18 protein-coding genes are annotated in these 22,244 nt (G+C 60.1%); 2 read left to right on the top strand and 16 right to left on the bottom strand.

From position 1 onward, the window contains the following. Window positions 1-70: 70 nt before the first annotated feature. The 16 genes from dnaE to rpsB all read right to left on the bottom strand — a co-directional run bounded on the left by dnaE (window position 71) and on the right by rpsB (window position 18,304). Complete coding sequence (dnaE, locus tag JN756_RS07200; RefSeq protein ID WP_046384461.1) at window positions 71-3,592, bottom strand: DNA polymerase III subunit alpha; 3,522 nt, start codon at window positions 3,590-3,592, stop codon at window positions 71-73. Between the two features lie 76 nt (window positions 3,593-3,668). Then, window positions 3,669-4,301 carry a ribonuclease HII gene (gene rnhB / locus JN756_RS07195; protein ID WP_201021957.1) on the bottom strand — a complete coding sequence of 211 codons (633 nt, stop codon included), beginning with the start codon at window positions 4,299-4,301 and terminating at the stop codon, window positions 3,669-3,671. Next, a complete protein-coding gene (gene lpxB / locus JN756_RS07190) occupies window positions 4,298-5,437 on the bottom strand; it encodes a lipid-A-disaccharide synthase (RefSeq protein WP_017844750.1) in 1,140 nt (379 codons plus the stop codon). Before lpxB ends, rnhB begins: the two co-directional genes overlap by 4 nt. Window positions 5,438-5,439: 2 nt before the next feature. Beyond that, entirely contained in the window at window positions 5,440-6,216 is a 777-nt protein-coding gene (gene lpxA / locus JN756_RS07185) for an acyl-ACP--UDP-N-acetylglucosamine O-acyltransferase (protein WP_046384462.1), read from the bottom strand. Then, window positions 6,213-6,653, bottom strand: a complete 441-nt coding sequence (gene fabZ, locus JN756_RS07180) for a 3-hydroxyacyl-ACP dehydratase FabZ (RefSeq protein WP_003172281.1) — start codon at window positions 6,651-6,653, stop codon at window positions 6,213-6,215. Before fabZ ends, lpxA begins: the two co-directional genes overlap by 4 nt. Before the next feature lie 110 nt (window positions 6,654-6,763). Further along, the gene (gene lpxD, locus JN756_RS07175; protein ID WP_017844748.1) at window positions 6,764-7,819 is read right to left on the bottom strand and encodes a UDP-3-O-(3-hydroxymyristoyl)glucosamine N-acyltransferase; all 1,056 of its coding nucleotides are present in this window, start codon (window positions 7,817-7,819) and stop codon (window positions 6,764-6,766) included. A gap of 3 nt (window positions 7,820-7,822) precedes the next feature. Further along, window positions 7,823-8,326: an OmpH/Skp family outer membrane protein gene (locus JN756_RS07170; RefSeq protein WP_003172279.1), complete on the bottom strand. Its 504-nt coding sequence runs from the start codon at window positions 8,324-8,326 to the stop codon at window positions 7,823-7,825. Window positions 8,327-8,370: 44 nt separating this feature from the next. Next, window positions 8,371-10,758 (bottom strand): outer membrane protein assembly factor BamA, encoded by a 2,388-nt coding sequence (bamA, locus tag JN756_RS07165; RefSeq protein WP_108525960.1) that lies wholly within the window; start codon window positions 10,756-10,758, stop codon window positions 8,371-8,373. A 74-nt stretch (window positions 10,759-10,832) separates the two neighbouring features. Next, on the bottom strand, window positions 10,833-12,185 hold the full coding sequence (rseP, locus tag JN756_RS07160) for a sigma E protease regulator RseP (protein WP_057004718.1): 1,353 nt from the start codon (window positions 12,183-12,185) through the stop codon (window positions 10,833-10,835). A gap of 53 nt (window positions 12,186-12,238) precedes the next feature. Further along, window positions 12,239-13,429: a 1-deoxy-D-xylulose-5-phosphate reductoisomerase gene (gene ispC / locus JN756_RS07155; protein WP_201021956.1), complete on the bottom strand. Its 1,191-nt coding sequence runs from the start codon at window positions 13,427-13,429 to the stop codon at window positions 12,239-12,241. Next, window positions 13,426-14,232: a phosphatidate cytidylyltransferase gene (locus tag JN756_RS07150; protein WP_169881957.1), complete on the bottom strand. Its 807-nt coding sequence runs from the start codon at window positions 14,230-14,232 to the stop codon at window positions 13,426-13,428. Before JN756_RS07150 ends, ispC begins: the two co-directional genes overlap by 4 nt. Next, window positions 14,232-14,987: a polyprenyl diphosphate synthase gene (uppS, locus tag JN756_RS07145; protein WP_017844743.1), complete on the bottom strand. Its 756-nt coding sequence runs from the start codon at window positions 14,985-14,987 to the stop codon at window positions 14,232-14,234. Before uppS ends, JN756_RS07150 begins: the two co-directional genes overlap by 1 nt. Window positions 14,988-15,003: 16 nt before the next feature. Then, window positions 15,004-15,561, bottom strand: coding sequence for a ribosome recycling factor (frr, locus tag JN756_RS07140; protein WP_046384466.1), 558 nt, complete (start codon window positions 15,559-15,561; stop codon window positions 15,004-15,006). Next, a complete protein-coding gene (gene pyrH, locus JN756_RS07135; RefSeq protein ID WP_003172271.1) occupies window positions 15,558-16,301 on the bottom strand; it encodes a UMP kinase in 744 nt (247 codons plus the stop codon). The genes frr and pyrH overlap by 4 nt, the downstream gene beginning before the upstream one ends. Window positions 16,302-16,511: 210 nt before the next feature. Next, window positions 16,512-17,375: a translation elongation factor Ts gene (tsf, locus tag JN756_RS07130; protein ID WP_046384467.1), complete on the bottom strand. Its 864-nt coding sequence runs from the start codon at window positions 17,373-17,375 to the stop codon at window positions 16,512-16,514. 191 nt (window positions 17,376-17,566) lie between these two features. Further along, window positions 17,567-18,304: a 30S ribosomal protein S2 gene (rpsB, locus tag JN756_RS07125; protein WP_017844740.1), complete on the bottom strand. Its 738-nt coding sequence runs from the start codon at window positions 18,302-18,304 to the stop codon at window positions 17,567-17,569. 389 nt (window positions 18,305-18,693) lie between these two features. On the opposite strand from rpsB, the gene map reads away from it, so the two are divergent. Both map and JN756_RS07115 read left to right on the top strand, forming a co-directional pair. Beyond that, complete coding sequence (gene map / locus JN756_RS07120) at window positions 18,694-19,476, top strand: type I methionyl aminopeptidase (RefSeq protein ID WP_017844739.1); 783 nt, start codon at window positions 18,694-18,696, stop codon at window positions 19,474-19,476. A gap of 64 nt (window positions 19,477-19,540) precedes the next feature. Next, window positions 19,541-22,243 (top strand): [protein-PII] uridylyltransferase, encoded by a 2,703-nt coding sequence (locus JN756_RS07115; RefSeq protein ID WP_046384468.1) that lies wholly within the window; start codon window positions 19,541-19,543, stop codon window positions 22,241-22,243. The last annotated feature ends 1 nt before the right edge of the window (window position 22,244 follow it).

The raw sequence follows: 22,244 nt of genomic DNA, 5'->3' as shown, positions 1-22,244 counted from the left end.
AAGGGAGAGGCGCGTCTAGGTCGAGATTAAATGTTTGGTCGAGATCAGGCTATTTGCCATCACCTGATCGTCAACGGTATTGGAGGAAGACGTTGTCACGACCGAACTGGTCACGCAATGCTTGAATCAAGCCATCAGCGGGATCAATTCGCCAGGTCTCGCCGAACTGCAGCATGGCCTTGGCGTCGTTACCGGTGTATTCCATGGTCACCGGGCATGCGCCACGGTGGCGTTTGAGCAAGTCCCCCAACCAGCGCAGCTGATCGCCCTTGAGCGCCTCGGTCTTGACTTTCAAGCGCAGGCTTTCGGCCAGGTTGGTGCGCGCGTCTTCCATGCTCATCACGCGCTTGATCCGCAGGCGCAGGCCGCCGGAGAAGTCGTCGTTGCTGACCTCCCCTTCCACCACCACCATGGCGTCGGTCTGCAACAGCGACTGCGCCGAATGGAACGCATCGGCAAACAGCGACGCCTCGATCCGGCCGGAGCGGTCGTCGAGGGTGATAAAGCCCATCTTGTCGCCCTTTTTGTTTTTCATCACCCGCAGGGCGATGATCATGCCGGCGACGGTCTGGGTGTCGCGCGCCGGTTTCAGGTCGATGATGCGCTGACGGGCGAAACGACGGATTTCCCCTTCGTATTCGTCAATCGGGTGACCGGTCAGGTACAGGCCCAGGGTGTCTTTCTCACCTTTGAGGCGTTCCTTGAGGGTCAGCTCCTTGGCCTTGCGATGGTTGGCGTAGACATCCGCGTCTTCTTCGACGAACAACCCGCCAAACAGGTCGGCGTGACCGCTGTCGTGGGTGCGGGCGGTCTGTTCGGCGGCCTTGATCGCTTCTTCCATGGCGGTCAGCAGCACCGCGCGATTGCGGTCGATATTCGCCTGGTAGGCCTTCGGCTCATCATGGAAATACGGGCCGAGACGGTCGAGGGCGCCGCTGCGGATCAAGCCATCGAGGGTACGTTTGTTGATGCGCTTGAGGTCGACCCGCGCGCAGAAATCGAACAGATCCTTGAACGGGCCGTTTTGGCGCGCCTCGGTGATCGCTTCCACCGGGCCCTCGCCCACCCCCTTGATCGCCCCCAAGCCATAGATGATGCGGCCTTCGTCGTTCACGGTGAACTTGAACTCCGAGGCGTTCACGTCCGGCGCGTCGAGGCGCAGCTTCATGGTTCGCACTTCCTCGATCAAGGTCACGACCTTGTCGGTGTTGTGCATATCCGCCGAGAGTACCGCGGCCATGAACGGCGCCGGGTAGTGGGCCTTCAGCCAGGCGGTCTGGTACGACACCAGGCCGTAGGCAGCGGAGTGGGATTTGTTGAAGCCATAACCGGCGAATTTTTCCACCAGGTCGAAAATGTTACCGGCAAGGTCGGCGTCGATATTGTTGGTGGCGCAACCCTCGATGAAACCACCGCGCTGCTTGGCCATTTCCTCGGGCTTTTTCTTACCCATGGCGCGACGCAGCATGTCCGCACCACCGAGGGTGTAACCGGCCATGACCTGGGCGATCTGCATCACCTGTTCCTGGTACAGGATGATGCCGTAGGTCGGTGCCAGTACCGGCTTGAGGCCTTCGTACTGGTAGTCCGAGTGCGGGTAGGCCAGTTCGGCGCGACCGTGCTTACGGTTGATGAAGTCATCCACCATGCCCGATTGCAGCGGGCCCGGACGGAACAGGGCGACCAGTGCGATCAAGTCTTCCAGGCAGTCGGGCTTGAGCTTTTTGATCAGCTCTTTCATGCCGCGGGATTCCAGCTGGAACACCGCCGTGGTTTCGGCTTTTTGCAGCAGGCTGTAGGTCGGCTTGTCATCCAGCGGGATAAACGCGATGTCCAGCGGTGCTTCGCCGACCTTGGCACGGTCGCGGTTGATCGTCTTGAGCGCCCAGTCGATGATCGTCAGAGTCCGCAGGCCGAGGAAGTCGAACTTCACCAGGCCGGCCGCCTCCACGTCGTCCTTGTCGAACTGGGTCACCAGGCCATCGCCTTCTTCGTCGCAATAGATCGGCGAAAAGTCGGTGAGCTTGGTCGGCGCGATCACCACGCCACCGGCGTGTTTACCGACGTTACGCACCACGCCTTCGAGCTTGCGCGCCATCTCCCAGATTTCGGCGGCTTCTTCGTCGACCTTGATGAAGTCGCGCAGGATTTCTTCCTGCTCGTAGGCCTTTTCCAGGGTCATGCCGACTTCGAACGGGATCATCTTCGACAGGCGATCCGCCAGGCCGTAGGACTTGCCCTGCACCCGGGCCACGTCGCGGATTACCGCCTTGGCCGCCATGGAACCGAACGTGATGATCTGGCTCACGGCGTTGCGGCCATACTTATCGGCCACGTATTCGATCACGCGGTCGCGACCGTCCATGCAGAAGTCGACGTCGAAGTCGGGCATGGAGACCCGTTCCGGGTTAAGGAAGCGTTCGAACAGCAGGTCATATTCCAGCGGGTCGAGGTCGGTGATCTTCTGCACATAGGCAACCAGCGAGCCGGCACCCGAGCCCCGGCCAGGACCAACCGGCACGCCGTTACTCTTGGCCCACTGGATAAAGTCCATCACGATCAGGAAGTAACCGGGGAACCCCATCTGGATGATGATATCCAGCTCGAAATTCAGCCGGTCGACGTAAACCTGACGCTTGGCTTCGTAATCTTCGGTGGTGTCCTTGGGCAGCAGGACCGAGAGGCGTTCCTCCAGACCATCGAACGATACCTTGCGGAAATACTCATCGATGGTCATGCCTTCGGGAATCGGGAAGTTGGGCAGGAAGTGCTTGCCCAGCTTCACTTCGATATTGCAGCGCTTGGCGATTTCGACGGAGTTTTCCAGGGCCTCGGGCAGGTCGCTGAACAGCTCGGCCATTTCCTCGGCACTTTTGAGGTATTGCTCTTCGCTGTAGTTTTTCGAGCGGCGCGGGTCATCCAGGGCCCGCCCTTCGCCGATGCACACGCGGGTTTCGTGGGCTTCGAAATCTTCCTTCTTGATGAAGCGCACATCGTTGGTCGCCACCAGCGGCGCGCCCAGCTTGTCGGCCAGGGCCACGGCGGCGTGCAGATGTTCTTCATCGTTGGGGCGGTTGGTGCGCTGGACTTCCAGGTAGAAGCGGTCAGGGAACACGGCCATCCACTCGCGGGCCAGCACTTCGGCTTCCTGCGGGTTGCCGCCCAGCAGCGCGATCCCGATTTCGCCCTCTTTGGCCGCCGAGAGCATGATCACGCCCTCGCTGGCCTCGGCCACCCACTCACGCTCGATGATCACCGCGCCGTTGCGCTGGCCGTCGATGAAGCCACGGGAAATCAGTTCGGTGAGGTTGCGATAACCGACGCCGTTCATCGCCAACAGGCTGATGCGGCTCAGAGGGTTATCCGGGTCTTTGTTCGACAGCCACAGGTCGGCGCCGCAGATCGGCTTGATGCCGGCGCCCATGGCGTTCTTGTAGAACTTGACCAGGGAACACATGTTGTTCTGATCGGTGACCGCGACGGCAGGCATGTTCATGCCCACCAGGGTTTTGACCAGCGGTTTGATCCGTACCAGGCCGTCGACCAGGGAGTATTCAGTGTGCAGGCGTAGGTGAACGAATGAAGCCGGCATAGTGATCCTGTCTTAAACGTAGAAACAACAAGGCCCGGGATTGTACCGGGCCTGGGCAAAAACATCAGCCTCGCGACTAAACCTCGCTGAGGCTCTCGCGCTGTTCGTAAGCCAGGCGCACCGGGGCGAACGAGCGGCGGTGGATCGGCGTCGGGCCGAGACGGGCCAGCGCTTCCAGATGAACGGGCGTCGGGTAGCCTTTATGGCCCGCGATGCCATAGCCGGGGTAGATCAATTCGAACGCAGCCATTTCACGGTCACGGCTGACCTTGGCCAGAATCGAGGCGGCCGCGATGGCAGGCACCTTGCTATCACCCTTGACCACCGCTTCAGCCGGCATCGCCAGTTTCGGGCAGCGATTGCCATCGATCATCGCCAGTTTCGGGGTGATATGCAGGCCCTCGACGGCGCGCTGCATGGCAAGCATGGTGGCGTGGAGGATATTCAACTCGTCGATCTCTTCGACTTCGGCCCGGGCGATATGCCAGCTCAGGGCTTTTTCACAGATCTCGTCGAAGAGTTTTTCCCGACGCACTTCGGTGAGTTTCTTCGAGTCGTTGAGGCCGAGGATTGGCCGGTTCGGGTCAAGAATCACCGCCGCCGTCACCACGGCACCACAGAGCGGGCCGCGCCCGACTTCATCCACGCCGGCCACCAGTTCGTGGGCTTGCGCGACCAGGCTGAAATCCAGCCCCATTTGCGTCGTCATAGGGCTTCCTGTTTATGGCCGATCAAGGTCAACACGGCATCCGCCGCCTGGTTTGACGCATCGCGCCGCAGGGTGCGGTGGATCTCGTCAAAGCCGCGGGTCTGCTCTTCGCCGCCGTCGATCAAGGGGAGTAGCGTCTGCGCCAGGGCTGCGGGCGTTGCATCGTCCTGCAACAATTCCGGCACCAACAGGCGCTGGGCCAGCAGATTGGGCAAGGAGATGTAGGGGCTTTTAACCATGCGCTTGAGAATCCAGAAGGTCAGCGGCGCCAGGCGGTAAGCCACGACCATCGGACGCTTGTACAGCAACGCCTCCAGGGTCGCGGTACCCGAGGCGATCAGCACCGCGTCGCACGCCGCCAGGGCCAGGTGCGACTGACCATCGAGCAGGGTCAACGGCAGGTTGCGCCCTTGCAGCAAGGTTTCGATTTGTGCGCGACGTTGCGGGCTCGCACACGGCAGCACAAAGCGCACGCCAGGCTTCATGATCAGCAGGCGCTCGGCGGCATCAAAAAACAGCGCGCCCAGGCGGCCCACTTCGCCACCCCGACTGCCCGGCATCAGCGCGACCAGCGGGCCGTCCGGCAAGCCCAGTTCGGCACGCGCCGCAGCACGATCGGCGTGCAGCGGGATGGTGTCGGCCAGCGTGTGCCCGACAAACCGCACCGGCACGCCCTTCTCTTCGTAGAAACGGGCTTCGAACGGCAGCAAGGTCAGCATCAAATCACAGCCTTCGCGGATCTTCAGCACGCGCTTCTGCCGCCACGCCCACACGGACGGGCTGACGTAATGCACGGTCTTGATCCCGGCCTGACGCAACTTGAGTTCGATATTGAGGGTGAAATCCGGCGCGTCGATTCCGATGAACACGTCAGGCTTTTCTTGGATCAGGGTCTGAATCAGCAGCTTGCGCCGTGCCAGCAGCTCACGCAGACGGCCCAGCACTTCCACCAACCCCATGACCGACAAGCGCTCCATGGGGAAGTAGGAGGTGAGGCCCTCGGCCTGCATCAACGGGCCGCCCACGCCAATGAACTCGACCGCTGGATGCTGGGCCTTGAGCGCCCGCATCAGCCCCGCGCCCAGGATATCGCCGGAAGCTTCCCCGGCGACCAATGCGATACGCAGATTGGCCATGATCAGCGCGTGATGCCGCGGGTCGACGCCTGGATCGAGTCACGGAACACCGCGACTTCCGGGAACAACATTGCCGGCTCGGTCAGTTCGGCCAATGCCTGCTCAACCGTCAGGCCCTGGCGGTAAACCACCTTGTAGGCGCGACGCAGGGCGTGGATCGCATCGTCGCTGAAACCCCGACGACGCATGCCTTCGAAGTTCATGCTGCGGGCTTCGGCAGGGTTGCCGAACACCGTGACGAACGCCGGGACATCCTTGCCGATAGCCGTGCCCATGCCGGAAAAACTATGGGCGCCGATGTGGCAGTACTGATGCACCAGGGTGAAACCGGACAGGATCGCCCAATCGTCAACGTGTACATGGCCTGCCAACGCGGTGTTGTTGACCAGGATGCAATGGTTGCCGATCACGCTGTCGTGGCCGATATGCGCGTAGGCCATGACCAGGTTGTGATCACCCAACGTGGTCTCGGCACGGTCCTGCACGGTGCCACGGTGAATGGTCACGCCTTCACGAATGATGTTGTGATCACCGATTACCAGGCGTGTTTCTTCCCCCTTGTACTTCATGTCGGGGGTGTCTTCGCCTATCGAGGAAAACTGATAGATGCGATTGTGCCTGCCAATGCGGGTCGGTCCCTTGAGGATCACGTGCGGCCCGATGACAGTCCCCTCGCCGATTTCCACACCTGCGCCGACGATCGACCAAGGGCCGACCTCAACGTCGGCGGCCAGTACGGCCGACGGATCGATGATTGCGCGAGGGTCAATCAAACTCATAGTTTGCGTTCCGCGCAGATGATTTCGGCGGAGCACACCGGCTTGCCATCCACCGAGGCCTGGCATTCGAACTTCCAGATCTGGCGCTTGCAGCTGATGAACTTGGCTTCCAGGATCAACTGGTCACCCGGGGTGACCGGGTTGCGGAAACGCAACTTGTCGGAGCCCACGAAATAATAAAGCGTGCCGTCGGCAGGCTTGAGGTCGAGCATTTTGAAACCAAGGATACCGGCAGCCTGGGCCATTGCTTCAATGATCAACACGCCCGGCATGATCGGATGCGCGGGAAAGTGGCCATTGAAGAACGGTTCGTTGATGCTGACATTCTTGTAGGCACGAATGCGCTTTTCCTCAACATTGAGGTCCACTACACGGTCCACCAGCAGGAACGGGTAACGGTGAGGCAGGTATTCGCGAATCTCGTTGATGTCCATCATTTCGGGGGGAAGCCTGTAATAAAGATTGGGGGCGGGCGACTAAACGCACGCCCCGCTAGCAAATCAAGGAGGCAGTCTAGCGGCTGTGCACACTTGATATGGAAATGGTATCAGCCTTCTGATGAAGCATTACCGCCAGGGGTCACGTCCCCAACACGCTTTTCCAGCTGCTTGAGACGTCGAGCCATGTCGTCGATGTGCCTCAAACGCGCCGCACTCTTGCGCCATTCAGCCGCAGGCTGCATGGCGGTACCGGACGAATAGGCACCGGGCTCGGTAATCGAGTGGGTGACCATGGTCATGCCGGTGATGAAGACGTTGTCGCAAATATCGATGTGGCCCACCAGCCCTACGCCACCGGCGAGCATGCAATGCTTGCCGATCTTGGTGCTGCCGGATATGCCTACGCAGGCCGCCATGGCGGTGTGATCGCCAATCTGTACGTTGTGGGCAATCTGGATCTGGTTATCGAGCTTCACGCCATTGCCGATCACGGTATCGGCCAAAGCCCCGCGATCAACAGCGGTATTGACGCCGATTTCCACATCGTCGCCGATCAATACGCCGCCGACCTGGGCAATCTTGTGCCAAACGCCTTTCGAATTGGCAAAACCGAAGCCTTCACCACCGATCACCGCGCCCGACTGAATGACCACCCGCTGCCCGATACGCACATCGTGGTACAGGGTCACGCGAGGCGCCAACCAGCCATCGGCACCGATTTCACAGCGTGCGCCGATAAAGCACTGAGCGCCCACGGTGACACCGGCGCCAATGCGCGCGCCACTTTCGATCACGGCAAAGGCGCCAATGCTCGCCGCAGGATCAACCTGGGCATCATCGGCGATCACCGCCGTCGGGTGGATCCCTCCAGCCGCCTTGGGTTTCGGATCGAACAGGTGGGATACCCGCGCATAAGCGAGGTACGGATCAGGCACCACCAGCGCATCCCCGGCGTAACCCTCGGCGTCAGCAGCCTTCAGCAGCAGGGCTGCGGCTTGGCTATCGGCCAGGTATTTACGGTATTGGGGATTTGCGAGGAAGCTCAACTGAGATGGGCCAGCCTCCTGCAAGGTGGCTAGCCCAGTGATTTCTTTCTCCGGGGAACCACGCAAGGTGGCTCCCAGGAACTCGGCCAACTCGCCGAGCTTGATAGTCGCGGTCATGGCTTACTTCAGCTGGTTCATGCGCTCGATCACCTGGCGGGTGATGTCGTATTGAGGCTTGACGTCAATCACGGCGCCGCGCTCGAACACCAGGTCAAAGGCACCTTTCTTGATGACTTCTTCCACAGCGCTGTCGAGTTTCGGCTTGAGCTGCTTGAGCATTTCGCGGTCGGCAACAGCCTTGGCTTCGTTCAGCTCCTTGGACTGGAACTGGTAGTCACGGGCCTTTTGCTTGAATTCAAGCTCCAGGCGCTCGCGCTCGCCTTGCTGCATCTTGTCGCCACCGGCTACCAGACGATCCTGGATGCCCTTGGCACTGCTTTCCAACGTTTTGAGCTTGGTCAGTTGCGGACCGAACTTCTTCTCGGCATCCACCGCGTACTTCTTGGCCGCGTCGGATTCCAGCAGGGCCATCTGATAGTTCAGGACGGCGATTTTCATCTCGGCGAAGGCCGGGGTGGTTACCAGCACAGTGGCCAGCAGAACCAATTGAGTCAACTTACGCACGATGTACTCCTACAGATCCGTTGTCGTTATCTTGGGTCAGACGCTTAGAACGTCTGGCCGAGGGAGAATTGGAAAATCTGGGTTTCAGCGTTATCCGGTTTCTTGACTGGCATGGCCAGAGCAAAGCTCAACGGACCAAGCGCAGTCACCCACGTCACGCCAACACCTACGGAGCTCGCCAGGTTGCTGAGGCTTACTTCGTTACACTGGGTATTGGACTTCACGCCAGTCGGGTTGGTGACCTGATCGCACTTGGAGTCGAATACGTTACCCACATCCCAGAAAACCGAAGTACGCAGGGACCGCTGATCTTTCACGAACGGCAGCGGGAACAGGATCTCGGCACCACCCTGGATCAGCACGTTACCACCGAATGGCAGTGCGCTAGTGTCCGTATCCGCCACGGTGCCGGTGTTACCGGTCACGCCAGCGCCACGGCTAGGGGTACCACGAGGACCCAGGGTGCTGTCCTTGAAGCCGCGAACCGAGTTGAAACCACCTGCATAGTAGTTCTCATAGAACGGCAAGCCGCTGGTCGAACCATAACCGTCGCCATAGCCCAGTTCAGTGTGCAGGCGCATGGTGTAGTTGTCGCTCAAAGGCTGGAACAACTGGCCACGGTAGTCGAGCTTGAAGAACGACAGGTCGCTGCCCGGCGTGGTGGCTTCCAGGGTCACGCTCTGGGAGTGACCACGGGTGGCCAGTACGCCTTTGTTCAGGGTCGACTCGGACCAGCCGGCAGACGCCTTGAAGTTCAGGAACTGGTCGCCTTCACGACGGGTGAAGTCGAAGATCTCATCCACGGTGTACACACCGGTCTTGATCTTATCCTGCTGCGCGGTCAGGCCGAAGGTCAGACGCGAGGTCTCACTGATCGGGTAACCGATGTTGACGCCGGCACCCAGGCTGTCGATCGCATAGCTGGCAACGTTGACGTCGAGGTCTTTGTAGTCGGTGGTGCGATAGAAGGCGTTGTAGCCCAGGCTCACACCGTCAGCGGTCCAGTAGGGGTCGACATAACCGAAGTTATAGCGGCTCTGGTATTCGCTGCGAGTCAGGCCGATGGAAACCTTGTTACCGGTACCGAGGAAGTTGTTCTGGGTGATCGAACCACCGAGGATCAGGCCGGCACTCTGTGCGAAACCGACGCTGGCGGTGATCGAGCCCGAGGCTTGTTCTTCAACGGCGTAGTTCACGTCAACCTGGTCGTCCACACCCGGTACGGCTGGGGTTTCGACGTTGACTTCCTTGAAGAAGCCCAGGCGTTCAAGACGGGTCTTGGACTGGTCGATCAGGTAGGTCGACGCCCAGCCACCTTCCATCTGACGCATTTCACGACGCAGCACTTCGTCCGCAGACTTGGTGTTGCCACGGAAGTTGATGCGGTTCACGTAGGCACGCTTGCCCGGGTCGACCACGAAGGTGATGTCCACGGTGTGGTCGTCATCGTGCGGGGTCGGCACGCCGTTGACGTTGGCGAAGGTATAGCCTTCGTTACCCAGGCGACGGGTGATCAGTTCGGACGTGGTGGTCATCAGCTTGCGCGAGAACACCTGGTCTTTCTGCACCAGCAACAGGGCCTTGACCTGGTCTTCAGGCACTTTCAAGTCGCCGCTGAGCTTGACGTCGCGGACCTTGTACTTCTCACCCTCGTTGACGTTGACGGTGATGTACACGTGCTTCTTGTCAGGGGTGATGGACACCTGGGTCGAAGCGATATCCATGTTGATATAGCCACGGTCCAGGTAGTAGGAACGCAAGCGCTCCAGGTCACCGGAGAGTTTTTCACGGGCGTACTTGTCGTCGTTCTTGAAGAACGACAGCCAGTTGGTGGTCTTGAGCTCGAACAGGCCGATCAGGTCTTCATCAGGGAACTTGGTGTTGCCCACCACGTTGATGTGCTGAATGGCCGCCACGGTGCCTTCGTTGATGTTGACCTTGAGGCCGACACGGTTACGAGGCTGCGGGACCACTTCCGTTTCCACGGTCGCGGAGTAGCGGCCCTGGGCAACGTACTGGCGTTGCAGCTCGTTACGCACACCCTCGAGGGTGGCGCGCTGGAAGATCTCGCCCTCGGCCAGGCCGGATTGCTTGAGGCCCTTCATCAGGTCTTCAGTGGAGATCGCCTTGTTACCCTCGATCTCGATACTGGCGACGGAAGGTCGCTCGACGACGGTGATGACCAGGACGTTACCTTCGCGACCCAGTTGGATATCTTGAAAGAACCCCGTTTTGAACAGCGCACGAGTGGATTCCACCAGGCGACGGTCATCAGCCTGTTCCCCGACGTTCAACGGCAAGGCACCAAAGACGCTACCCGCGGAAACCCGCTGGAGGCCGTTGACGCGAATATCGGAGATAGTGAAGGACTCGGCGTGAACTTCGGCGATCATCAATACGGTGAGAACCGCAGTTAGCAGCAGACGTTTCATGAAGTCCTTTCTTATTCCAACTGGCAATAAACAAACTGCCGCAAAATGCGGCAGATTCGCAATTCAGCGAAGCGTTACAGTCGTCCCAGATCGTTGACCAAGGCTAACAACATCACCCCGACCACCAAACTGATACCGATCTGTATCCCCCAACCCTGCACCCGATCCGACAAGGGGCGACCACGCACCCACTCGACCAGATAAAACAACAGATGCCCCCCATCCAATACTGGAATGGGCAACAAATTCAGAACCCCAAGGCTAATACTCAGATAAGCCAGGAAATTCAGGAAATCCGCGACACCCGACTGGGCAGAAGCGCCCGCCACTTTAGCAATGGTTATCGGCCCACTCAAGTTTTTTACCGAGAGCTCGCCGAACAACATTTTCTTGAGCGATTCGAGAGTCAGCACGCTCATGGTCCAAGTGCGTTTCGCACCCTCGCCAATTGCCGCCAACGGCCCGAAACTGACCTCGCGCATCATCGACGGCGGCCACTCCGGGCTTTTCACGCCGGCACCGAGGTAACCCCCGGCCGCCTTGGCTTCCCCGCGAACCGCCAGGGCCACGGGGACGTCGATTTGAGCACCATCGCGCTCAACTTTCAGCACAATTTTGGTATCAGGCCGTACACGCACCAGGTCGACCACTTGCTGCCAGTCGCCCAGCGCCTGGCCATCGAGGGCCAGCAGGCGGTCGCCGGTTTTCAGACCTGCGGCCTGGGCCGGGCCTTTCGGGTCGAGCTCGGCGAGCACCGGCGGCAAGGCCGGGCGCCATGGGCGAATGCCCAGGGACTTGATCGGGTCCGGCTCATCGGCCCCCTTGAGCCAATGGTCGAGGGCCAGTTCACGCGGGGTCTCGGCGGAAGAGTCCTGCTCGCGCACCACCACCTTGACGGTGCCGCTTTCGCCCAGGCGACGTACCAACTGCAAATTGACCGCGCCCCAACCGGTGGTTGGTTCGCCATCAATGGAAACAATTTCCTGCCCGGCGACCAATCCCGCCTTCGCCGCCATGCTGTCCGCTTCAACCGCGCCGATCACCGGGCGTATCTGTTCGCTGCCGAGCATGGCCAGGAACCAGAAGAACACCATGGCCAACAGGAAGTTGGCGATCGGGCCGGCGGCGACAATAGCGATGCGCTGACGAACGGTCTTGCGATTGAAGGACTGATCCAGTTGATCCGCCGGCACTTCGCCTTCGCGCTCATCGAGCATCTTGACGTAGCCGCCCAAGGGGATGGCCGCGATCACGAACTCGGTGCCGCGGCGGTCGTGCCAACGCAGCAACGGCATGCCGAAACCAACGGAGAAGCGCAGTACCTTGACGCCGCAACGACGCGCCACCCAGAAGTGGCCGAATTCGTGGAAGGTAACCAGCACACCCAGAGCAACCAGGGTGCCGACAATCATGTAAAGCGCACTCATCTAATTTCTCCGCATTCCAATCCAGTGCCTGAAGACGCAAACACGCCCAAAGACTAACGCGCGTTGCGGTTCAACCATTGTTCGGCAAGGCCGCGGGCCTTGGCATCCGCCTCGAACACTGCCCCCAGATCATTCACAGCCACCACGGGCTCAAGACTCAGAACATCCTCGATGATACTCGCGATCTGCGGAAAGCGGATGCGCTGTTCGAGAAACGCCGCCACCGCCACCTCGTTAGCCGCATTGAGCATCGCTGGCGCGCTGTTGCCCGCCTCCGCGGCTTGCCGCGCCAGGCGCAGGCATGGAAAGCGCTGCTCGTCCGGTGCCTCGAAGTCCAGGCGTGCAATCGCGAACAGGTCCAACGGTGCAACACCGGAATCGATCCGCTCAGGCCAGGCCAGGGCATTGGCGATCGGCGTCCGCATGTCGGGGTTACCCAACTGCGCCAGCACCGAGCCATCCACATAGTCGACCAGGGAATGAATCACACTTTGCGGATGAATCACCACCTCGACCTGATCGGGCCGCGCATCGAACAACCAGCAGGCCTCGATCAACTCCAGGCCCTTGTTCATCATGCTGGCCGAATCCACGGAGATCTTGCGCCCCATGGACCAGTTCGGATGGGCGCACGCCTGATCCGGAGACACATGCTCCAGGTCCGCCAGCGGAGTTTTGCGAAAAGGTCCACCGGATGCTGTCAGCAAAATCCGGCGTACACCGACCTGGCTCAGGCCGCGGGCAAAATCGCCGGGCATGCACTGGAAAATCGCGTTGTGCTCACTGTCGAGCGGCAGCAATACCGCCCCGCTCTTGCGCACCGCCTGCATAAAGAGCGTGCCGGACATGACCAGCGCTTCTTTATTAGCCAGCAGGATCTTCTTGCCCGCATCGACGGCGGCCAGGGTCGGGCGCAAGCCAGCGGCGCCGACGATGGCCGCCACCACGGCATCCACCTCGGCATCGGCCGACACCTGGCACAACCCTTCCTCGCCCACCAGCACCTGAGTGGCCAGGCCGGCGGCGCGCAGGTCATCCTGCAAGCCTCGCGCGGCAGCGACCCCAGGCACGACGGCAAAACGTGGCGCATGGCGCACGCACAACGCCAGCAGCTCAGTCAGGCGAGAGAAGCCGGTCAATGCGAAAACTTGATAGCGTTCCGGGTGGCGCGCGATCACATCCAGGGCGCTCAACCCTACCGAGCCGGTCGCACCCAGCACGGTGACCTGTTGCAGGCGGCTCACGACGCAGCCATCCACAACAGCACGGCAAAGATCGGGATCGCAGCGGTCAGACTGTCGATACGGTCCAGCACGCCGCCATGACCCGGCAACAGATTACTGCTGTCCTTGATCCCGGCCTGGCGCTTGAACATGCTCTCGGTGAGGTCGCCCACGACCGAGATCAATACGACGATGGCCGCGCCCAGCAAGGCCAGGCACAGCTCTTTCACCGACCAGCTACGCACAACACCGACCACGAGCGTGATCACCAAGGTCAAGGCCAGGCCGCCGTACACGCCCTCCCAGCTCTTGCCCGGGCTGACCGCCGGCGCCAGCTTGCGCTTGCCGAAGGCCCGACCGGAGAAGTAGGCACCGATATCGGCACCCCAGACCAACACCATCACCGCCAGGATCAACTCATTGCCGATCGGAAAACGCTTGATCTCCACCAGCCCTTGCCAGGCCGGCAGCAGAATCAACAAGCCGATCACCAGCTTGCAGGCAACACTGGACCACTGGCTGCTGGTGCGCGGATAAGTCAACACCAGGAAGGTCGCCAACGCCCACCACAGCACTGCCGCACCCAACACCCAAGGAGCGAGATCCGGGAGGATGTACATCAGGAACAGCAACAGCGCCACGATGGCGGCATACACCACCCGCGGCAACTGCGCACTGAAGCCGGCCAGGCGCGCCCATTCCCAGGCACCAAGCGTCACGACCAGGCCGATGAACAGCGCAAAGCCGGATCCGTCGAGCAGAAAAAAGCCACACAAGGCAATCGGCAGCAGGATCAGTGCAGTGATGATTCGTTGTTTAAGCATTAAACCCGGGCTCCAGCTTCGATCTGCTCGCTCGTTTTACCGAAGCGACGCTGACGGGAAGCGAAATCGGCCAGCGCTTTACGCATGGCATCGTGTTTGAAGTCCGGCCAGAACAGGTCGGAGAAATACAGCTCGGTATAGGCCAACTGCCACAACAGGAAATTACTGATGCGGTGCTCGCCACCGGTACGGATGCACAAGTCCGGCAGCGGCAGGTCGCCGGTAACCAGGCAGGTCTGCAACAGTTCGGGCGTGATTTCGTCCGGCTGCAGGTGGCCGGCCTGCACTTCGCGGGCAAGCCGTTGCGCAGCCTGGGCGATGTCCCACTGGCCACCGTAGTTGGCGGCAATCTGCAGCACAAAACGGTTACTGCCGGCGGTAATGGCTTCAGCCTCACGCATGGCCGCTTGCAGCTCCGGGTGGAACCGCGAGCGATCACCAATGATGCGCAGCGTGATGTTGTTGTCGTTGAGGCGCTTGGCCTCACGACGCAGGGCCCTGAAGAACAGATCCATCAAGGCACTGACTTCCTCGGCCGGGCGCTGCCAGTTTTCACTGGAAAACGCGAACAAGGTCAACACTTCGACCTTGGCCTCGGCGCACACCTCGATCACTGCCCGTACCGCATCGACACCCGCTTTGTGCCCGGCGACGCCAGGCAGGAAGCGTTTTTTCGCCCAGCGATTATTCCCATCCATGATGATCGCGACATGGCGCGGCACCACGGAGGGCACAGTCTGCTTGGTCTTTTCCATGAAAGCGCCCTGACCCTTATACGGCCATCAAGTCCGCTTCTTTTTGCTTGGTGGCCGCATCGATATCAGCTTCGGCCTTGTCGGTCAGCTTCTGGATGTCAGCCGCCGCACGGCGTTCTTCGTCTTCGCTGATTTCCTTGTCCTTGACCAGCTTCTTCAGCTCGCCCAGGGCATCGCGACGGATGTTGCGCACGGCAACACGTGCATCTTCTGCTGCGCTGCGCGCCTGCTTGGTGAAGCCCTTGCGGGTTTCTTCAGTCAGGGCAGGCATGGAAATCAGCAGCAACTCGCCCAGGTTGGTCGGGTTGAGGTTCAGGCCGGCGCTCTGGATCGCCTTGTCGACCGCCGCGAGCATGTTGCGCTCGAAGGCAACGACTTGCAGGGTGCGCGAGTCTTTTACGGTGATATTGGCCACTTGGGTGATGGAGGTGTCGGCACCGTAGTACGGCACCATCACGCTACCCAGAATGCTGGGGTGCGCCTTGCCTGTACGAATCTGGCCGAACGCATGGGCCAGAGACTCCAGGGATTTGTGCATACGCGCTTGGGCGTCTTTCTTGATTTCGTTGATCATTGTTGGCCTTCCTCGATCAGAGTGCCTTCCGCGCCGCCGTGTACGATGTTCAGCAGGGCGCCGGGCTTGTTCATGTTAAATACGCGCAGCGGCATCTTGTGGTCGCGGCACAGGCAAATTGCCGTCAGGTCCATCACGCCCAGCTTGCGATCCAGCACTTCATCGTAGGTCAGATGATCGAACTTCTCGGCATGCGGGTCTTTGAATGGATCTGCAGTGTATACGCCGTCGACTTTGGTCGCTTTCAACACGACGTCAGCATCGATTTCAATCGCACGCAGGCATGCGGCCGAGTCGGTGGTGAAGAACGGGTTGCCGGTACCGGCGGCGAAGATGACCACTTCCTTGGCGTTCAGGTGGCGCATGGCTTTGCGACGGTCATAGTGATCGGTCACGCCTACCATGGAAATAGCCGACATCACGATCGCCGAGATGTTGGCGCGCTCCAGGGCATCGCGCATGGCCAGGGCGTTCATCACAGTGGCCAGCATGCCCATGTGGTCGCCGGTGACCCGGTCCATGCCCGCCGCACTCAGTGCGGCACCGCGGAACAGGTTGCCACCGCCAATCACCAGGCCGACCTGCACGCCGATGCCGACCAATTGGCCAACTTCCAGCGCCATGCGGTCGAGTACCTTGGGATCGATCCCGAACTCTTCCGAGCCCATCAGGGCCTCGCCGCTGAGCTTGAGTAGAATGCGTTTATAGCGAGCCTGATAACCACTGCCCTGCTGAGCCATTGCGAATCTCTCCTGCGGCGTATTTTAAAAAATTCTTGGCGAGCCGTTTACGGCTTGCGTTCACTCTAGCTGGACGCTATCACAGCGCCATCGGAACACGGCTTTGTAAGCCAGTTCCGAAGGGAAGCCAAATAAAATTAGCCTTCCCATTTGAAAAGAGGCTGCGCGCGTGAGCGGGCAGCCTCTTTCGGGCGACAGTTGAAAACCGTCTTATTGCTTGGCGGCAGCCAGCTGGGCAGCAACTTCTTCAGCGAAGTTGTCGACCGGCTTCTCGATGCCTTCGCCTACTTTGTAGTAAGTGAAGGAAACGATTTCAGCACCGGCTTTCTTGGCCAGTTCGCCAACCTTGATTTCAGGGTTCTTGACGAACGCCTGCTCAACCAGGCTCGCTTCAGCCAGGAACTTGCTGATACGGCCTTTGATCATGTTTTCAACGATGTTTTCTGGCTTGCCCGCGATCTTGTCAGCGTTGAGGCTCAGGAACACGGCTTTTTCGCGTTCGATGGCTTCAGCGGACACTTCCGATGGCAGCAGGAATTCAGGGTTGCTGGCCGCTACGTGCATAGCGATGTCTTTGGCCAGCTCAACGCTGCCGCCTTTAAGGGCAACCACAACGCCGATCTTGTTGCCGTGCAGGTAACCACCGACAACATCACCTTCAACGCGAGCCAGGCGACGGATGTTGACGTTTTCGCCAACCTTGCCGACCAGTACCAGGCGATCAGCTTCTTGAGCGGCGATCAGCGGAGCGGCGTCAGTCAGCTTGTCAGCGAACGCTTTCTCAATGCTGGCAGCAACAAATGCCTTGAAGTCGTCCTGCAGAGCCAGGAAGTCGGTCTGCGAGTTCACTTCCAGCAGAACTGCGGATTTACCGTCTTCTTTCAGCGCGATGGCGCCTTCAGCAGCAACGTTGCCTGCTTTCTTGGCAGCCTTGATGGCGCCCGAAGCACGCATGTCATCAATGGCTTTTTCGATGTCGCCGCCAGCCTTGGTCAAGGCCTTTTTGCAATCCATCATGCCTTCGCCGGTACGCTCACGCAGTTCTTTAACCAACGCTGCAGTAATCTCTGCCATTTCAAAATCCTCTTGGATAGGTTTTCAACCATTCCACCCGATCAAACGGGCGATCAATTCTTCCCGAATCACCCTTGTAGGCCGCTGCACGTTACAGATGTTGTAGCTGCGCTGCCGACAAATGGTTTTCGAGGGGGCAAAAAGGGGGCCAAGCCCCCTTTTTGCTTACTGAGTCAACGCCAGGGCGTCAATTACTCAGCTGCGGCTACCGGAGCTTCTTCAGCGAACTGCTCGGTACCACCAGCAACGTGGTTGCGACCGCGGATGACAGCGTCAGCCATCGAACCCATGTACAGCTGGATAGCGCGGATGGCGTCATCGTTGCCTGGGATGATGTAGTCAACGCCTTCTGGGCTGCTGTTGGTATCGACTACGCCGATAACAGGGATGCCCAGCTTGTTGGCTTCGGTGATCGCAATGCGCTCGTGATCAACGTCGATAACGAACAGTGCGTCAGGCAGACCGCCCATGTCCTTGATACCACCCAGGGAACGATCGAGCTTTTCCAGGTCGCGAGTACGCATCAGCGCCTCTTTCTTGGTCAGCTTGGCGAAAGTACCGTCTTCGGCTTGCACTTCAAGGTCACGCAGACGCTTGATGGAAGCACGGATGGTTTTGAAGTTGGTGAGCATGCCGCCCAACCAGCGGTGATCGACGTACGGCGAACCGCAACGTGCTGCTTCTTCAGCAACGATCTTGCCAGCGGAACGCTTGGTGCCGACGAACAGAATCTTGTTTTTGCCCTGGGCCAGACGCTCTACGAAAGTCAGAGCTTCGTTGAACATTGGCAGGGTTTTTTCAAGGTTGATGATGTGGATCTTGTTACGCGCGCCGAAAATGTATTTACCCATTTTCGGGTTCCAGTAACGGGTCTGGTGACCGAAGTGCACACCGGCCTTCAGCATATCGCGCATGTTGACTTGGGACATGATAGTTCCTTAATAAGTCGGGTTTGGCCTCCACGTATCCCAATGACCAACCAGCGGCATCAAGGCCTCCGGCACCCAGGTCATCGTGTCGACACGTGTGTGGATTTAAGCTTCGCGGGGTATCCCCGGAAAGCGGCGCATTTTATACCACACGAAGGGAAAAAACGAAACCCGCAATCACATTTGCCGCCAACGACTTTTGCGCAACCCTTTGAATCGCGCCACTATAGCCCCACCTTATAGAGATAACCGATGGCCAGACGCTCATGGTTTGCCGCCCGCGTCTGGTAGAATCGCGTTTTTCAGGGCTTGTGCGAATTCTGCAACCTTTTGTCGCACACCCGTAAACCGTATTGATTTCAGCGCCTCGCGCTAGAGAGAGAGCCTGTATGACCGTTACCTTGAAAACCGCCGAAGACATTGCCGGCATGCGCGTTGCCGGCAAACTGGCGGCCGACGTGCTGGAAATGATTGCCGAACACGTCAAGCCCGGCGTCACCACCGAAACGCTGGACCGCATTTGCCACGACTATATAGTCGACGTGCAAAAAGCTATCCCTGCCCCGCTGAACTACAAGGGCTTCCCCAAGTCGATCTGCACCTCGATCAACCACGTGGTCTGCCACGGGATTCCCGGCGACAAACCGCTGAAAGACGGCGACACCCTGAACATCGACGTCACCGTCATCAAAGACGGCTACCACGGCGATACCAGCCGCATGTTCCATGTCGGCACCGTGCCGGTCTGGGCCGAGCGCCTGTCCCAGGTGACCCAGGAATGCATGTACAAGGCCATTGAAATCGTCAAACCCGGCTGCCGCCTGGGCGATATCGGTGAAGTGATCCAGAAGCACGCTGAAAAGAACGGCTTCTCGGTGGTCCGTGAGTTCTGCGGCCACGGCATCGGCAAGGTGTTCCACGAAGAGCCGCAAATCCTGCACTACGGCCGCGCCGGCACCGGCATGGAACTCAAAGCCGGCATGACCTTTACCATCGAGCCAATGATCAACCAGGGCAAGGCCGACACCAAGGTGCTGGGCGACGGCTGGACCGCCATCACCAAGGACCGCAAGCTCTCCGCCCAGTGGGAACACACCCTGCTGGTCACCGACACCGGCTACGAGATCTTCACCCTGCGCGCGGACGACACCATCCCACGCATCTCGGCGTAACGGCTGCCCTGGTTTTCCCAGACTGTGTTGTGACTGACTGATAGATAGAAAGGAAAGCCGAACGATGCCCCAGGTGGATCCCGAACTCTTCGACCGTGGCCAGTTCCAGGCCGAACTGGCGCTGAAGGCCAGCCCTATCGCCGCCTTCAAGAAGGCTATCCGCCAGGCCCGCGAGGTGCTCGACGAGCGCTTTCGCAGCGGCCGGGACATCCGTCGGCTGATCGAGGACCGCGCCTGGTTCGTCGATAACATCCTGCAAAAGGCCTGGGAACAGTTCAGTTGGAGCGAAGACGCCGATATCGCCCTGGTGGCGGTCGGCGGCTACGGCCGCGGCGAGCTGCACCCCTACTCGGACATCGACCTGCTGATCCTGCTGGACAGCGCCGACCATGAGATCTTTCGCGATTCCATCGAGCGTTTTCTGACGCTGCTGTGGGACATCGGCCTGGAAGTCGGCCAGAGCGTGCGCTCGGTGGCCGAATGCGGCGAAGAAGCCCGCGCCGACCTCACCGTCATCACCAACCTGATGGAAAGCCGCACCATCGCCGGTCCCGAGCGTCTGCGCCAACGCATGCTCGAAGTCACCAGCACCGCACACATGTGGCCGAGCAAGGAGTTCTTCCTGGCCAAGCGCGCCGAGCAGAAAGCCCGGCACCACAAGTACAACGACACCGAATACAACCTGGAACCCAACGTCAAAGGCTCCCCCGGGGGCTTGCGCGATATCCAGACGATCTTGTGGGTCGCCCGTCGCCAGTACGGCACCCTGAACCTGCGCGCCCTGGCCGGTGAAGGCTTTCTGGTGGAAAGCGAAAACGCCCTGCTCGCCTCGTCCCAGGAATTCCTCTGGAAAGTGCGCTACGCCCTGCACATGCTCGCCGGGCGCGCCGAAGACCGTCTGCTGTTCGACCATCAGCGCTCCATCGCCACCCTGCTGGGTTTCGAGGGCGAAGACGCGAAGACCAGCATCGAAAGTTTCATGCAGCAGTACTACCGGGTGGTCATGAGCATCGCCCAGCTCAGCGACCTGATCATCCAGCACTTCGAAGAAGTGATCCTGGCCCCGGAAGACGAAGCGCCGCCGCAGCCGATCAACCCGCGTTTCCAGCTGCACGACGGCTATATCGAGGCGCGCAACGACAACGTGTTCCGCCGCACGCCGTTTGCCATGCTGGAAATTTTCGTGCTGATGGCCCAGCAGCCGGAAATCAAAGGCGTGCGCGCCGACACGATTCGCCTGCTGCGAGAAAACCGTCACCTGATCGACGATGACTTTCGCAACGACATCCGCAACACCAGCCTGTTCATCGAGCTGTTCAAGTGCAAGATCGGCATCCACCGCAACCTGCGGCGGATGAACCGCTACGGCATCCTCGGGCGTTACCTGCCGGAGTTCGGCTTTATCGTCGGGCAGATGCAGCACGACCTGTTCCACATCTACACCGTCGACGCCCACACCCTGAACCTGATCAAGCACCTGCGTAAGCTGCAGTACACCCAGGTGTCAGAGAAATTCCCGCTGGCCAGTAAGCTGATGGCCAAGCTGCCCAAACCCGAACTGATCTACCTGGCCGGCCTGTACCACGACATCGGCAAAGGCCGCCACGGCGATCACTCGGAAGTCGGTGCAGTCGATGCAGAGGCGTTCTGCCAGCGTCACCAGTTGCCGTTATGGGACAGCCGCCTGATTGTCTGGCTGGTGCAGAACCATCTGGTGATGTCGACGACCGCCCAGCGCAAGGACCTGTCCGACCCGCAGGTGATCCACGACTTCGCCGGGATCGTCGGCGATGAAACCCGTCTCGACTACCTGTATGTGCTGACGGTTTCCGATATCAATGCCACCAACCCGACCCTCTGGAACTCCTGGCGCGCGAGCCTGTTGCGCCAGCTGTACACCGAGACCAAGCGCGCCCTGCGCCGGGGCCTGGAAAACCCGGTGGACCGCGAAGAACAGATCCGCCGCACCCAAAGCGCGGCCCTGGATATCCTGGTGCGCGGCGGCAACGACCCGGACGACGTCGAACAATTGTGGTCGCAACTGGGCGACGATTACTTCCTGCGCCACACCGCCGGCGACGTGGCCTGGCACAGCGATGCAATCCTGCAGCAACCGGCCGATGGCGGCCCGCTGGTGCTGATCAAAGAGACGACCCAACGCGAGTTCGAAGGCGGCACGCAGATTTTCATCTACGCCCCCGACCAGCACGACTTCTTCGCCGTGACCGTAGCGGCCATGGACCAGCTCAACCTGAACATCCACGACGCCCGGGTCATCACCTCCAGCAGCCAGTTCACCCTCGACACCTACATCGTGCTCGACACCGAAGGCGAGTCCATCGGCGATAACCCGGCGCGGGTGAAAAAGATCCGCGAAGGCCTGACCGAAGCGTTGCGCAACCCGGACGACTACCCGACCATCATCCAGCGCCGCGTGCCACGCCAGCTCAAGCATTTTGCGTTTGCGCCCCAGGTGACCATTTCCAACGACGCCCAGCGCCCGGTGACGGTGCTGGAACTCAGCGCGCCGGATCGCCCGGGCCTGCTGGCGCGGATCGGCGGGATTTTCCTGGAGTTCGACCTGTCGTTGCAGAACGCCAAGATTGCGACCCTCGGCGAGCGCGTGGAAGACGTGTTCTTCATTACCGACGCCGACAACCAGCCGCTGTCCGACCCCGAACTGTGCCGCCGCCTGCAGGATGCAATCGTCCAGCAGTTGAGCGTTCACCAGGAGCCCGGGGTCGAGCTGACGCGCCTGACGATTTGAT

Origin of the sequence: Pseudomonas sp. Y39-6 (genome assembly GCF_023651955.1) — a bacterium.
In the GTDB taxonomy this organism is placed as follows: Bacteria; Pseudomonadota; Gammaproteobacteria; order Pseudomonadales; family Pseudomonadaceae; genus Aquipseudomonas; species Aquipseudomonas veronii.
This window is presented reverse-complemented; position numbering and strand designations above follow the sequence as displayed.

Coding starts and splice junctions, on each gene's coding strand:
- lpxB (WP_017844750.1), bottom strand. CDS start 5,437: ATGGCCAATCTGCGTATCGCATTGGTCGCCGGGGAAGCTTCCGGCGAT.
- dnaE (WP_046384461.1), bottom strand. CDS start 3,592: ATGCCGGCTTCATTCGTTCACCTACGCCTGCACACTGAATACTCCCTG.
- uppS (WP_017844743.1), bottom strand. CDS start 14,987: ATGGAAAAGACCAAGCAGACTGTGCCCTCCGTGGTGCCGCGCCATGTC.
- lpxD (WP_017844748.1), bottom strand. CDS start 7,819: ATGACCGCGACTATCAAGCTCGGCGAGTTGGCCGAGTTCCTGGGAGCC.
- fabZ (WP_003172281.1), bottom strand. CDS start 6,653: ATGATGGACATCAACGAGATTCGCGAATACCTGCCTCACCGTTACCCG.
- rseP (WP_057004718.1), bottom strand. CDS start 12,185: ATGAGTGCGCTTTACATGATTGTCGGCACCCTGGTTGCTCTGGGTGTG.
- map (WP_017844739.1), top strand. CDS start 18,694: ATGACCGTTACCTTGAAAACCGCCGAAGACATTGCCGGCATGCGCGTT.
- lpxA (WP_046384462.1), bottom strand. CDS start 6,216: ATGAGTTTGATTGACCCTCGCGCAATCATCGATCCGTCGGCCGTACTG.
- bamA (WP_108525960.1), bottom strand. CDS start 10,758: ATGAAACGTCTGCTGCTAACTGCGGTTCTCACCGTATTGATGATCGCC.
- JN756_RS07150 (WP_169881957.1), bottom strand. CDS start 14,232: ATGCTTAAACAACGAATCATCACTGCACTGATCCTGCTGCCGATTGCC.
- tsf (WP_046384467.1), bottom strand. CDS start 17,375: ATGGCAGAGATTACTGCAGCGTTGGTTAAAGAACTGCGTGAGCGTACC.
- rnhB (WP_201021957.1), bottom strand. CDS start 4,301: ATGACGACGCAAATGGGGCTGGATTTCAGCCTGGTCGCGCAAGCCCAC.
- pyrH (WP_003172271.1), bottom strand. CDS start 16,301: ATGGCTCAGCAGGGCAGTGGTTATCAGGCTCGCTATAAACGCATTCTA.
- frr (WP_046384466.1), bottom strand. CDS start 15,561: ATGATCAACGAAATCAAGAAAGACGCCCAAGCGCGTATGCACAAATCC.
- rpsB (WP_017844740.1), bottom strand. CDS start 18,304: ATGTCCCAAGTCAACATGCGCGATATGCTGAAGGCCGGTGTGCACTTC.
- JN756_RS07115 (WP_046384468.1), top strand. CDS start 19,541: ATGCCCCAGGTGGATCCCGAACTCTTCGACCGTGGCCAGTTCCAGGCC.